This window comes from Shigella sp. FC1661 (genome assembly GCF_001712525.1).
Classification (GTDB): Bacteria; Pseudomonadota; Gammaproteobacteria; order Enterobacterales; family Enterobacteriaceae; genus Escherichia; species Escherichia coli.
Genome location: NZ_MDGW01000023.1, coordinates 1 through 12,894, shown reverse-complemented (window position 1 = coordinate 12,894; position 12,894 = coordinate 1). Strand labels below are relative to the sequence as shown.

Genomic DNA, 12,894 nt, shown 5'->3' with positions numbered 1-12,894 from the left:
TTTCTGGTGCGTACCGGGTTGAGAAGCGGTGTAAGTGAACTGCAGTTGCCATGTTTTACGGCAGTGAGAGCAGAGATAGCGCTGATGTCCGGCAGTGCTTTTGCCGTTACGCACCACCCCGTCAGTAGCTGAACAGGAGGGACAGCTGATAGAAACAGAAGCCACTGGAGCACCTCAAAAACACCATCATACACTAAATCAGTAAGTTGGCAGCATCACCGCCGTTTCCCGTGGCGACGCTGTTGCCGATTATATTATTGATAATGTCTCTATTCTCGACCTGATCAATGGCGGAGAAATTTCCGGCCCAATTGTGATTAAAGGACGTTACATTGCCGGTGTTGGCGCAGAATACGCTGATGCTCCGGCTTTGCAGCGGATTGATGCTCGCGGCGCAACGGCGGTGCCAGGGTTTATTGATGCTCACCTGCATATTGAATCCAGCATGATGACGCCGGTCACCTTTGAAACCGCTACCCTGCCGCGCGGCCTGACGACCGTTATTTGCGACCCTCATGAAATCGTCAACGTGATGGGAGAAGCCGGATTCGCCTGGTTTGCCCGCTGTGCCGAACAGGCAAGGCAAAACCAGTACTTACAGGTCAGCTCTTGCGTACCCGCCCTGGAAGGCTGCGATGTTAACGGTGCCAGTTTTACCCTTGAACAGATGCTCGCCTGGCGGGACCATCCGCAGGTTACCGGCCTTGCAGAAATGATGGACTACCCTGGCGTAATTAGCGGGCAGAATGCGCTGCTCGATAAACTGGATGCATTTCGCCACCTGACGCTGGACGGTCACTGCCCGGGTTTGGGTGGTAAAGAACTTAACGCCTATATTACTGCGGGTATTGAAAACTGCCACGAAAGTTATCAGCTGGAAGAAGGACGCCGGAAATTACAACTCGGCATGTCGTTGATGATCCGCGAAGGGTCCGCTGCCCGCAATCTCAACGCGCTGGCACCGTTGATCAACGAATTTAACAGCCCGCAATGCATGCTCTGTACCGATGACCGTAACCCGTGGGAGATCGCCCATGAAGGACACATCGATGCCTTAATTCGCCGCCTGATCGAACAACACAATGTGCCGCTGCATGTGGCATATCGCGTCGCCAGCTGGTCGACGGCGCGCCACTTTGGTCTGAATCACCTCGGCTTACTGGCACCCGGCAAGCAGGCCGATATCGTCCTGTTGAGCGATGCGCGTAAGGTCACGGTGCAGCAGGTACTGGTGAAAGGCGAGCCGATTGATGCGCAAACCTTACAGGCGGAAGAGTCGGCGAGACTGGCACAATCCGCTCCGCCATATGGCAACACCATTGCCCGCCAGCCAGTTTCCGCCAGCGACTTTGCCCTGCAATTTACGCCCGGAAAACGCTATCGGGTCATTGACGTCATCCATAACGAATTGATTACGCACTCCCACTCCAGCGTCTACAGCGAAAATGGTTTTGATCGCGATGATGTGTGCTTTATTGCCGTACTTGAGCGTTACGGGCAACGGCTGGCTCCGGCTTGTGGTTTGCTTGGCGGCTTTGGACTGAATGAAGGTGCGCTGGCTGCGACGGTCAGCCATGACAGCCATAATATTGTGGTGATCGGTCGCAGTGCCGAAGAGATGGCGCTGGCGGTCTATCAGGTGATTCAGGATGGCGGCGGGCTGTGCGTGGTACGTAACGGCCAGGTCCAAAGTCATCTGCCGTTGCCCATTGCCGGCCTGATGAGCACCGACACGGCGCAGTCGCTGGCGGAACAAATTGACGCCTTGAAAGCCGCCGCCCGTGAATGCGGTCCGTTACCCGATGAGCCGTTTATTCAGATGGCGTTTCTTTCTCTGCCAGTGATCCCCGCGCTAAAACTAACCAGTCAGGGGCTATTTGATGGCGAGAAGTTTGCCTTCACTACGCTGGAAGTCACGGAATAATAAAAAAGCCCGGCGTCATGCCGGGCAAAAGTCACCAGTTACGTTTATGCCACTGTCAACTGCTGAATTTTTTTCTCGCGGCGGATTTTGCGTTCTTCCATCACCGCCACTATCGCCATCAGGCAGATACAACCAATCGCGGCGATATCAAGTGCGGCGAAGGTGCCTGCCCAGCCGGTAAGGCCGAATACCGGCGTCCCATCGGCAATCATTCCCAGACCTAACTTGGCAAAGCTGTCACCAATCAGGTAAGCAAAGGTGCCTTTAATACCATCGGCAGCGCCAATCGCTTTTTTAGGTACAAAGCCAACAGCAGCCACACCAATCAACAATTGCGGGCCAAAGACCAGGAAACCCAACGCAAAGAGAGAAGCCAGATAGATATATTCGTTGCTGGCATGTTGATACACACCGAGCGTGGCGATAATCAGCGCCAGCGCGATGCAGGCCACCAGGCCACGGCGACCGTTCGCCAGGTCAGAGAGCCAGCCCCACAGCAGCGTACCGACCAGCGCACCAGCTTCAAACAGCGTAAAGCCCTGAATCGCCACCGCTTTAGAGAGTTTCAGTTCCTGGAACGCGTATACGGTTGACCACTGGTCGATACCAATACGTACCACATAGAGGAAAATGTTGGCGAAGCACAGCAGCCAGATCACTTTGTTTTTCAGCACATACTCAACAAAGATCTGCCACTTGGTCATATCGGTAGATTCTGTCTCTTTGTCCTCTTCGCTGATCTCCTCGCCGAACAGTTCTTCAGCTTTGCCGAGGCCATAAGATTCTGGGGAGTCGCTGCCGTAACGCAGGCCGATAAAACCGACAATCAGCGCGATAATCGACGGGAAGATAAACATGCCGATGACATGGCCATCGAACAGGTAATTTGCCCCGAACAGCGCCACACCTGCTGCGCCTGCACCGCCAAGGTTGTGAGAAATATTCCAGAAACCGAGGAATGTCCCGCGTTTACGACGCGGCGTCCATTTGGTGATGGTGGAGTAACTGCACGAACCGCCGGTACTCTGGAAAAAGCCGCTTAAGGAGTAGAAGGCAATCATCAGGAACAGGCTAACCGAGCCGCTGCCCATACTGGCACTGAAGCCCAGCATACAAATGGCAGACAGGATCAGCATGAACGGCAGGAATTGTTTGGTGTTTTTGCCGTCGGCGTAGTATGAAACCAACGTTTTACCCACGCCATAAGTGATGGAGAAACCCAGGCCGATCATCCCCAGCTGCGTCATGCTCAACCCGTAGGTCGAAATCATATCGTTCTGCGCGATGTTAAAGTTCTTGCGAATCAGGTACATCGTCAGGTAGCCGATAAAGACCACCAGGTAGGATTGCATGAACGGTTTGAACCACATTTTGCGCCGCACTTCGAGCGGAAGGTCCAGGGTCGGCTTGCGAACCTGGTTTAGGAAAGCCAGCATGGGTTACTCCTGAAATGAATACCTGCGTGAGGCATGCATTGTAAAAATCAGCAGCAAATCAGGCCTGAGATAGCGTCCAGGCAAAACCTGGAAAATTTCTTAGTTTTGCCGGATATGAAGTGAAAAGGTGAGATGCATCACGCTTCGCGCGGTGTCTGGGCGTTCAAAAAGGGCAGTAACAGCAGTGCGGAAATCCCGGCGGCGATAGAGATAACCACAAAAAATCCGCTCCAGTGCCAGGTATCGAGTACTTTCGCCAGCGGCCAACCAGCAAGCGACGCCCCCAGATAAGCAAACAAGCCGACAAACCCCGTCGCCGCCCCTGCCGCCTCTTTGTGGGAACACTCTGCCGCCGCCATACCGATTAACATCTGTGGGCCAAAGACAAAAAAACCAATGGTGAAGAAGCAGGTTGCCTGCATCACGTAGCTGGCAAATGGCATCAGCCACAGGGAGCCGACTGAAAGCAAAATTCCGGCGGCGAAAATCAAATTCATCGGCCCTCGGTTGCCGTTAAACAATTTGTCCGAGCCCCAACCCGCTACCAGCGCACCGATAAATCCACCCAGTTCAAACATCGTCACTGCCGTATTCGCCGTGACCAGATCGACGCCCAGCGTCTCGGACATATACAAATTGCCCCAGTCGTTGATCGCCGCCCGGACCACATAGACCAGCACATAGCAAAACGAAAGCAGCCAGATATACGGATTCAGCAACACATATTTGGTGAGGATCTCTTTACGCGTCTGCCCTGCCCCTTCTTGTTGTTGAGCTATCTCCAGCGCGTCGTGTCGCCATTCACCGACCGCCGGTAAACCTAACGCCTGCGGGCGATCGCGCAGCCGCCAGCAGAGAAAAATTCCCACGACGATCGCCATACAACCAGCAATCATCATCCCGGCACGCCAGCCGTAATGTAGTGCAACCGCTGCCATCACAATGGGAATGAGTGCGCCGCCGACGTTATGCGCCGTGTTCCATAATGCCCACCAACCACCGCGCTCGGTACGTGAATACCAGGCCGTTAACAGACGCGCACACACCGGTGAACCCCAGCCCTGGAAAAAGGCGTTCAGCACCCAGAGTACGGCAAACGCCAATAGCGACGTCGAGAAGCCAAACAGAATGTTGATAATGCCCGTGGCGATAAGCCCTATCCCCATAAAATAACGGGCATTTGAGCGATCGCTGACAATGCCGGAGACAAACTTCGACACGCCATAGGTAATGTAAAACAGGGTCGCTAACAGGCCGATATCGCTACGGCTGAGCACGCCGTTAGCAAGGATTTCTGGTACGGCGGCGTTAAAACTTTTCCGCGTGAAGTAAAACAGCGCGTAACCCAGCCAGATGGTCAGCAGAATATGCCGACGCCAGTAGCGATAGCGGGCATCAATTTCATATTTATCAGTCATTAATGGCGCATCGGCAGGCGCTTTCAGAAACGGCAACATCATCAAACCTTAGACATAGCGTTGAGGTAGAGAAACGCTGACACGCGTGCCGTGCAGACAGGAAATGTGTAATGTGCCACCCAGCGCCGTTACGCGCTCGCGCATTCCGGTGAGGCCAAAACCTTGTTGCCCGGAACCCGGCGGCAAACCGCTGCCATCGTCTTCAATAACCAGCATCAACCGTTCATCCTGCTGCCAGCCTTGCAGGGTGACCGCGCTGGCATCAGCATGTTTCACAATGTTGTTCAGCCCTTCCTGGCAGACACGAAACAGCGTCACGCGCTGGTTTTCGCTTAACGCTGATTCATCGATTCGCCATTCGAGATGGCTGACAATACCGCGCCCTTCCAGCTCCATTTCCCGCATCAGTGAGCGGATGGCCTGCTCCAGGGTGAGATCATCCAACTGGCGCGGACGTAACCGACCCAACAAACGGCGCACCGCGTCGTAAACGCCCAGCGATAGTTGTTCGATGAGCTGCCCGCTCTGCTTCACGCTGGCGTTATCTGCCGCCAGCCGCTGAACAATGCCCGCCTGAGTACGAATAGCAGTGATGGTCTGACCGATATCATCATGCAGCTCACGCGCCACATCACGGCGCACGCTCTCTTCGGTTTCCAGCAACCGTTCAGCCAGATGCTGATTGCGCGCCAGTTCCTTTTGCAGCGACTGGTTAAGTTCACGCAACCGCTGGATGCCAGCGCCAAGCAACAACCCTGTCAGACTTTGCACCAGCAGCGAGAGCAATAAATCCACCGGATGATCGCGCCAGGTTTGACTGGCGATCAGCGCGATGGCGTTCATCAACGTCGCAATCAGCGCCCCTTGCCAACCATAGTGCCAGGCCAGCGCGATAATCGGCAGCGCCAGACAGAATGGCGTAAAGCGCGACAGTTCGTCCGGCAATCCCAACTGGAGCCAGAGACTGATAACAAACAGCAGCAAGTACCAGACCAGATGTCGCCCGCGCCAGTTGATTGGCTGAGAAACCAGTGACGGGCCGAGCGGCAGCCAGGTGTTATTGGCGAGATAGTGCCAGAACACCAGACATATCGGGGCCAGCGTCAGGCCGCCAGTTAAAGTCAGCAACAGCGCATTCCACGACTCTTTGCCGTGCCAAAGCCAGGGCAGCGACTGCAACAACGCCGCCGCCGTTAACGCCGCCCCCTGTAACAGCAAGGTGCGCCAGTCACGCTGATGGCGATAGCGCGAGATCAGCGCTACGGGCAGTAACGTCAGTAAACTACCGATCATCAATAACGGAAAATGGGTTAAACCGACCGCCTGCGTTAGCCAGTAAATCAGCAGCCACTCCGCGCCCAGCAGCACCGGCCAGTATCCGCGCGGGCATTGCAGCATTAGCCCCAGACGCAGACCAAACGGAAATAACAGCACCGCCATATCAGGGCGCTCAACCAGATGCAGGCTGATACTCCACAGGCAAAACCATGCGGCAGAGAAGATAAAAAAGCAGGCAATAACGGTAATTAAGCGGGAGAACAACGTCTTCATCACCAGCCATCAAACATGCGGCGCGCCAGCTCTACGTCGTTACTGACGCCCAGTTTTTCCATCAGATTGGCGCGATGGACGTGTACCGTTTTCGGTGACAAGCCCAGTTCGGCGGCAATCTCTTTCACCGCCATTCCTTGCGCCAGTTTTTCCGCCACCTGGCGTTCACGTTTGGTTAGCGGGTCCTGACGACCGGATGCCAGTTTAATGGCAATATCCGGCGTCAGATAACAGCCGCCCGTGGCAACCGTATGCACCGCAGCAATGAGTTCATCCGGGCTACAGCGTTTGGAAAGAAAGCCGCGTGCCCCCGCGTTAAGCGCCTGCTCAACCAGCGCAGGACTGTCGTGAACGGAGAGCATAATCGTCGCCATACCTTTCGGCAGCTGGCTTAGCAGCTCCAGACCGGAGATATCGGGCATGGAGATATCGCAAATACACACCTGCACACCGCGCCCCGGCAGCCCCGCCAGCGCCTCGCGCCCCGAACCAAACTCGGCAACTACCTGCAAATCAGGTTCCAGCCCCAGCAGCTGCGCAAAGCCGGAGCGGACGATGAGGTGATCGTCTATAAGGGCAACGGTGATCATGGTCTTGTCCTGGCGGGTAAAAAAAACGCGCTTACCTTAACGATAAGCGCGATGTTGTTCAAGCCTTGAGCGGTTACTGAAAAAACACCGCGATCTTGTTAAACATCGTCGGATCGGACTGATTACGCTGCACTTTCACGACATCTTCCAGCTTATCGATTTGGCTTATCATCTGCTCCAGACGCTGGTCGTCATTGACCAGTAGCCAGATATGGCTTTTGTCGCTGTCCTGAATCGGCAGACAAAGAATGCCTTCAACGTTAAAAGCGCGGCGGGAAAAAAGGCCACAAACGTGCGTCATTACGCCCGGATGGTTGCGAACGGTGAGCTCCAGAATTACGTTGTTATGAGTTGTGTTTTGCATGGCTTATTCCCCCACCATTTCAGTATTCGCCGCACCTGGCGGCACCATCGGGTAAACTTTTTCTTCGGCATCAATGCGCACATGGATCAGCGCCGGGCCAGGGCGATTGATGATTTCCTGCAATGCAGCCTGCGGATCGGCTTCGTTATTCAAATCACAGGTTTCGAGGCCGAATCCGGCGGCAATCTGCATAAAGTTGATTTTGCCCGGATAGGTGGCGGCAAAAACGCCTTGCTCGTAGAACAGACTCTGTTGCTGATGCACCAGCCCCAGCGCTTCGTTGTTCATCAGAATGATTTTGACATCCAGCTGATTTTCACTGGCGGTCGCCATCTCCTGAATATTCATCATCAGGCTGCCGTCGCCGGAGAAACACAACACTTTGCGATCCGGGTTCGCCAGCGCCGCGCCAATCGCCGCAGGCAGGCCAAAACCCATCGTGCCCAGCCCACCGGAGGTCAGCCACTGGCGTGGGCGATTGAGCGGATAAGCTTGCGCGGTCCACATCTGATGCTGACCCACATCGGTGGTGATAATCGCATTGTCATCGACACAGGCGGCAACGGCGTTGATCAGGCCGTAATGGCTTAATGGATCGCACGCTTTCGGGATTGGACACGGGAATTCGCGCTGCAAATCCGCTACCAACTGGTGCCACTCTGCACGCGGTTGCGCTTCCACCTGCGGGATCAATTGCGCCAGCACGTCATCAACATCCGCCTGAATCGCCACATGCGGCTGCTTGATTTTACCCAGCTCTGCGCGATCGATATCGACATGAATAATTTTGGCATTCGGACAGAACTGCTCGGTTTTGCCAATCGCCCGGTCATCAAAACGCGCACCGAGCACTATCAACAAATCCGCCTCCTGCAAAATATAGTTGGTGCTGCGCACACCGTGCATCCCCAGCATACCCAGCGACAACGGATGCGCTTTTGGCAACATGCCCAGCGCCATTAAAGTCATGGTGGTAGGCAGTTGCGCTTTCTCCGCCAGTTCACGCACCCGTGCGGGCGCATTGATCACACCGCCGCCCAGATAAAGCACCGGGCGTTTGGCAGCGTTAATCATCGCCGCTGCGTCACGAATGCTTTCTTCGCTAAAGGCGGGGGCGGCGGCTTTTTCTGCCATAGCGGGCTGTGTTTCAATCTCAAAAACTGCCGTTTGCACATCCTTAGGAATGTCTATCCACACCGGGCCTGGGCGGCCTGATTGCGCAATGCGGAAGGCATCGCTCATGACCTGCGGGAGTTCTTCGATATGTCTGACCAGATAGTTGTGTTTGGTGATGGGGATAGAGATGCCGTAGGTGTCCACTTCCTGGAAGGCGTCGGTGCCGATCATCGAGGCGGGAACCTGACCGGTGATGCAAATCAGCGGGATGGAGTCCAGCCGCGCATCGGCAATGGCGGTCACCAGGTTAGTCGCACCCGGTCCGCTACAGGCCATACAGACCGCCGGTTTACCGTCGGTGCGCGCCATCCCCTGAGCGATAAATCCCGCGCCCTGTTCATGACGGGCCAGAATATGGCGGATTTGCGTGCTTTGGCTTAAGGCATCGTAAACAGGCAGGATAGAACCGCCTGGAATGCCCGTCACAATCTTAATGCCCTGCTGTTCCAGGAAATGAACGATAAATTCTGCGCCGGTAAAGCGCTTACGCGTCGATGTTGTGCCCGAACTTGCCATGCTCCAGTCCTTTTCTTCTGGGCCGACTTTCCGGGAGGTGCTTAAACGAAAAACCCCGCCCGGTTTGCGCCGGCGGGGTTTTGGAATCGTGTGTTGTTCCAGTCCCTACGGCGCATTGCCGACGACCACCACCACACGCACGACGACCACTGCGGCGGATAGCGCAGTTGGTAGTAGTTTTGCGTTGAACATGGAAGTAGTCATTGGGGACCTTGTTGGTTTTGTGTTTAACAATATTTATACAAGCACAGCTTTACAGGGGAGACAATGGAAAATTTTTCAGCAAGGGAAAATTGAGGGGCTGATCACGTTTTGTACTGAATTGCAGGTAACAAAAAACCCCGCCGGAGCGAGGTTTCATCAGCCGCCTGCAGCTGGTAACCGCAAAGCACACTGTATTATGTCAACACTGAAAGTATACGTGTTCCGCACAGAACGCGCAATTTCGGCACGAATTTTGACGTATTTAGGGCATAGTTGAGTATCGATCACAGTTTGCGTTTTGTCCAAATATTACTGTTTATTTATACAGTAAACTTCTATAATATCACTGTACGCAATGTATTATACGGGGGCCGCATCGTTACCCGGCGCACTAAGTCCTGGCTGAAACGGGTGGTGCCGTCAGCGCCTTAACCCCGCGTGAGCACACTGTGTTATGTCAACAAGCACAACGTTTCTCCTTGAGATACCGCGTGCACAACAGCTGGCAACAGGCAGCGGAAAGGTACGTCAGCTGGCAGTGCTCCTGAACCACAGGAGACGCGTATGAGCCTGGTGGATATCGCCATTCTTATCCTCAAACTCATTGTTGCAGCACTGCAACTGCTTGATGCTGTTCTGAAATACCTGAAGTAATTCAGATTCAAGTCGCACCAAAGGGGAGCGGGTAACCGCTCCCCTTTTATATTTAGCGTGCGGGTTGGAGTTGGGGGCTTCTTCTACCAGCAGAATGTTTGCACCTGCGCTGCCTGTGCCCCTCACCCTAGCCCTCTCCCCAAAGGGGCGAGGGGACCGTCCCGTGCAATGTTTAGCTCATTTTCTGAAAGGGAACGGTGGTTTCCCCCTCGCCCCTTTGGGGAGAGGGTTACAGTTCGCACGTAATCCCTCCCGGCAACATTTATTGCCGCTTTTGTTTACATATTCTGCCGCTAAACAATTCCCCATTCCTGGCGTATATCTGGCTAACATTCATCAATGTGATAGATTCCTCTCCCGCATTTATGGGAATGCGTAGTGACTTATTCTAATTATTTTTATAAAAGCATCCGTGATAATGAAAAGGCAAAGAAACGTCAATTTGTTATTGATGTTGGTATTACTCGTGGCCGTCGGTCAGATGGCGCAAACCATTTATATTCCAGCTATTGCCGATATGGCGCGCGATCTCAACGTCCGTGAAGGGGCGGTGCAGAGCGTAATGGGCGCTTATCTGCTGACTTACGGTGTCTCACAGCTGTTTTATGGCCCGATTTCCGACCGTGTGGGTCGCCGACCGGTGATCCTCGTCGGAATGTCCATTTTTATGCTGGCAACGCTGGTCGCGGTCACGACCTCCAGTTTGACGGTATTGATTGCCGCCAGCGCGATGCAGGGGATGGGCACCGGCGTTGGCGGCGTAATGGCGCGTACTTTGCCGCGAGATTTATATGAACGGACACAGTTGCGCCATGCTAACAGCCTGTTAAACATGGGGATTCTCGTCAGTCCGTTGCTCGCACCGCTAATCGGCGGTCTGCTGGATACGATGTGGAACTGGCGCGCCTGTTATCTCTTTTTGTTGGTTCTTTGTGTTGGTGTGACCTTCAGTATGGCCCGCTGGATGCCGGAAACGCGTCCGGTCGATGCACCGCGCACGCGCCTGCTTACCAGTTATAAAACGCTTTTCGGTAACAGCGGTTTTAACTGTTATTTGCTGATGCTGATTGGCGGTCTGGCCGGGATTGCCGCCTTTGAAGCCTGCTCCGGCGTGCTGATGGGCGCGGTGTTAGGGCTGAGCAGTATGACGGTCAGTATTTTGTTTATTCTGCCGATTCCGGCAGCGTTTTTTGGCGCATGGTTTGCCGGACGTCCCAATAAACGCTTCTCCACGTTAATGTGGCAGTCGGTTATCTGCTGCCTGCTGGCTGGCTTGCTGATGTGGATCCCCGACTGGTTTGGCATGATGAATGTCTGGACGCTGCTCGTTCCCGCCGCGCTGTTCTTTTTCGGTGCCGGGATGCTGTTTCCGCTGGCGACCAGCGGCGCGATGGAGCCGTTCCCCTTCCTGGCGGGCACGGCTGGCGCGCTGGTCGGCGGTCTGCAAAACATTGGTTCCGGCATGCTGGCGTCGCTCTCTGCGATGTTGCCGCAAACCGGTCAGGGTAGCCTGGGGTTATTGATGACCTTAATGGGATGGTTGATCGTGCTGTGCTGGCTGCCGCTGGCGACGCGGATGTCGCATCAGGGGCAGCCCGTTTAAGCGCACGTCACCGCAGCATCGTCATCAGCTCCATGGGAGAACGATGCTGCTTTATCAGATCACGCATCACCCGCATATGCGGTGCGGAGTAAGAATAAAACGCCTGATAGCCCGCACAAAGCACGCTGTCTGGCGTCTCCTGCCGAGCGTGCGGGCACAGGCGATGCCAGTCGCACGCCTGGCAGTCACGGCGCGGTTGCGGGTTTTCGCCGCCACACCATTTTTGTAAGGTGGCGTCAAAAAGCTCAATCGAGATACGACTGATATCTGCCCGCACCCAACACTCGAACAGGGCAATTAAAAATTTCCCCCACAGCTCTGCTGTCACCGAAGCGGCCGTCAGATCGCCCCGGTCATCAAATTCAAGATAGGGAATGAGCTGTACGGAGCGGATGCCCCGCTGTTTGAAATTGTGATAAAAATCGGCAGGTTGCAGAGCATCCTTGTACTCTACAACCAGTTTATGCCTGTCCTCTTCAGCATCAATGACCTGACTTCCTGTCATGCGACTCTCTCAATAAATACGATAAGTTGATGTATATGCGTTACAGCAAACAGTATTGCGAGAGATAACACCGCGAGGGAGATCAAAAATTTGTCACGGACTACGTGAAATTGGGAAAAATCGCTATTCGTGACATCCATTAAATTGCGATTACGGGTGTAGTGCCAGAGGATCAGCGCCACGATGGCGAGAATGCCAATCGAAATCCAGAATAACATGCCCGCCTGGTGCCAGTTGTGTTTGATAGCCAACGCCATCAACGCGCCGTAGCCCAGCATGGTACGAAACCACGCCAGTGATGTGCGCTCCGGCTGCAGTCCTGGGTCGGCAATGCGTCTGGCTTTGCGGCTATCCGGCATACAACACCAGTCCCATAACGATCACCGCCACGACCATCAATATTAAGCTAATGATTAATAAGCTGTTGGTGTAGGGCAGGTCCTCTTTCAGACGCATCGCTTTTTCATTGCGTAACCAGCGCAGGTAGCCATACATTGCTAACCCGCCGGAAAACAGACACAACAACAACGCCAGCAGTTCACGAATGACGGGCGTGGCGAAATCTGGCGCAAGTTGATCAAGCCCAACCCCCGCCGCCAGAAATCCTAGTGCGGTACGGATCCACGCCAGAAAAGTACGCTCATTAGCCAGCGAGAAGCGGTAATCGGGCGCTTCTCCAAGGCGGGAAATTTTCATTGTTGCTCCTTTGCAATTTCACTAACGCTCTATCTTTAGCGGTTTTTTTTAAGAATTTCGTCCGCCCGTTTCCTGATATGCTTTTGCCATCCGCTACAAGGAGGTCAGATGGGTATCATAGCGCAAATTGACATCCTCCACGCCCTGAAGGACGAGGATCCCTGCTACGTTCAGGCTGTCGCCTGAATCATTTCGGTGGGTTCCTGCTTCAACGGGCGGCCTGACTGCACCATCTCTCCACAGGCAAGAACGGCGTG

The 12,894-nt window shown here is 54.4% G+C and carries 16 protein-coding genes; 3 read left to right on the top strand and 13 right to left on the bottom strand.

The features are described from left to right. On the bottom strand, positions 1-165 hold a 165-nt coding region (locus tag BFF42_RS01985; RefSeq protein WP_000179192.1), incomplete at its 3' end, for an IS1 family transposase. Between the two features lie 49 nt (positions 166-214). Here BFF42_RS01985 and adeD point away from each other — a divergent pair. Next, positions 215-1,924 carry an adenine deaminase gene (adeD, locus tag BFF42_RS01980; protein WP_039060444.1) on the top strand — a complete coding sequence of 570 codons (1,710 nt, stop codon included), beginning with the start codon at positions 215-217 and terminating at the stop codon, positions 1,922-1,924. A 44-nt stretch (positions 1,925-1,968) separates the two neighbouring features. On the opposite strand, the gene uhpT is transcribed toward adeD, so the two are convergent. From uhpT to ivbL, 7 genes are all read right to left on the bottom strand, one after another. After that, positions 1,969-3,360, bottom strand: a complete 1,392-nt coding sequence (uhpT, locus tag BFF42_RS01975; RefSeq protein WP_000879210.1) for a hexose-6-phosphate:phosphate antiporter — start codon at positions 3,358-3,360, stop codon at positions 1,969-1,971. 137 nt (positions 3,361-3,497) lie between these two features. Further along, positions 3,498-4,817, bottom strand: coding sequence for an MFS transporter family glucose-6-phosphate receptor UhpC (gene uhpC, locus BFF42_RS01970; protein ID WP_039060443.1), 1,320 nt, complete (start codon positions 4,815-4,817; stop codon positions 3,498-3,500). A 9-nt stretch (positions 4,818-4,826) separates the two neighbouring features. After that, positions 4,827-6,329, bottom strand: a complete 1,503-nt coding sequence (uhpB, locus tag BFF42_RS01965; protein WP_001295243.1) for a signal transduction histidine-protein kinase/phosphatase UhpB — start codon at positions 6,327-6,329, stop codon at positions 4,827-4,829. Further along, positions 6,329-6,919 carry a response regulator transcription factor UhpA gene (gene uhpA / locus BFF42_RS01960; RefSeq protein ID WP_000633668.1) on the bottom strand — a complete coding sequence of 197 codons (591 nt, stop codon included), beginning with the start codon at positions 6,917-6,919 and terminating at the stop codon, positions 6,329-6,331. The genes uhpB and uhpA overlap by 1 nt, the downstream gene beginning before the upstream one ends. Before the next feature lie 73 nt (positions 6,920-6,992). Further along, positions 6,993-7,283 (bottom strand): acetolactate synthase small subunit, encoded by a 291-nt coding sequence (ilvN, locus tag BFF42_RS01955; RefSeq protein ID WP_001181714.1) that lies wholly within the window; start codon positions 7,281-7,283, stop codon positions 6,993-6,995. A 3-nt stretch (positions 7,284-7,286) separates the two neighbouring features. After that, the gene (gene ilvB, locus BFF42_RS01950; RefSeq protein ID WP_000168480.1) at positions 7,287-8,975 is read right to left on the bottom strand and encodes an acetolactate synthase large subunit; all 1,689 of its coding nucleotides are present in this window, start codon (positions 8,973-8,975) and stop codon (positions 7,287-7,289) included. 105 nt (positions 8,976-9,080) lie between these two features. Beyond that, a complete protein-coding gene (gene ivbL / locus BFF42_RS01945; RefSeq protein ID WP_001315912.1) occupies positions 9,081-9,179 on the bottom strand; it encodes an ilvB operon leader peptide IvbL in 99 nt (32 codons plus the stop codon). Positions 9,180-9,743: 564 nt separating this feature from the next. Here ivbL and tisB point away from each other — a divergent pair. Further along, positions 9,744-9,833 (top strand): type I toxin-antitoxin system toxin TisB, encoded by a 90-nt coding sequence (tisB, locus tag BFF42_RS01940; RefSeq protein WP_000060506.1) that lies wholly within the window; start codon positions 9,744-9,746, stop codon positions 9,831-9,833. A gap of 262 nt (positions 9,834-10,095) precedes the next feature. Here tisB and ysdE read toward each other — a convergent pair whose 3' ends face one another. Further along, the gene (gene ysdE, locus BFF42_RS27170) at positions 10,096-10,170 is read right to left on the bottom strand and encodes a protein YsdE (protein ID WP_211180519.1); all 75 of its coding nucleotides are present in this window, start codon (positions 10,168-10,170) and stop codon (positions 10,096-10,098) included. An 81-nt stretch (positions 10,171-10,251) separates the two neighbouring features. On the opposite strand from ysdE, the gene emrD reads away from it, so the two are divergent. Next, on the top strand, positions 10,252-11,436 hold the full coding sequence (emrD, locus tag BFF42_RS01935; protein WP_039060439.1) for a multidrug efflux MFS transporter EmrD: 1,185 nt from the start codon (positions 10,252-10,254) through the stop codon (positions 11,434-11,436). Between the two features lie 7 nt (positions 11,437-11,443). Here the strand turns inward: emrD and BFF42_RS01930 are convergent, their stop codons facing one another. The 4 genes from BFF42_RS01930 to BFF42_RS27485 all read right to left on the bottom strand — a co-directional run. After that, a complete protein-coding gene (locus BFF42_RS01930) occupies positions 11,444-11,941 on the bottom strand; it encodes a radical SAM protein (protein WP_000148057.1) in 498 nt (165 codons plus the stop codon). Beyond that, complete coding sequence (locus BFF42_RS01925) at positions 11,938-12,300, bottom strand: DUF202 domain-containing protein (protein WP_001113432.1); 363 nt, start codon at positions 12,298-12,300, stop codon at positions 11,938-11,940. The genes BFF42_RS01930 and BFF42_RS01925 overlap by 4 nt, the downstream gene beginning before the upstream one ends. Then, positions 12,290-12,637, bottom strand: a complete 348-nt coding sequence (locus BFF42_RS01920; RefSeq protein ID WP_000703959.1) for a YidH family protein — start codon at positions 12,635-12,637, stop codon at positions 12,290-12,292. Before BFF42_RS01920 ends, BFF42_RS01925 begins: the two co-directional genes overlap by 11 nt. A 170-nt stretch (positions 12,638-12,807) precedes the next feature. Then, positions 12,808-12,894, bottom strand: an 87-nt coding sequence (locus BFF42_RS27485; RefSeq protein ID WP_032292931.1) for a hypothetical protein, incomplete at its 5' end; no start/stop codon positions are given.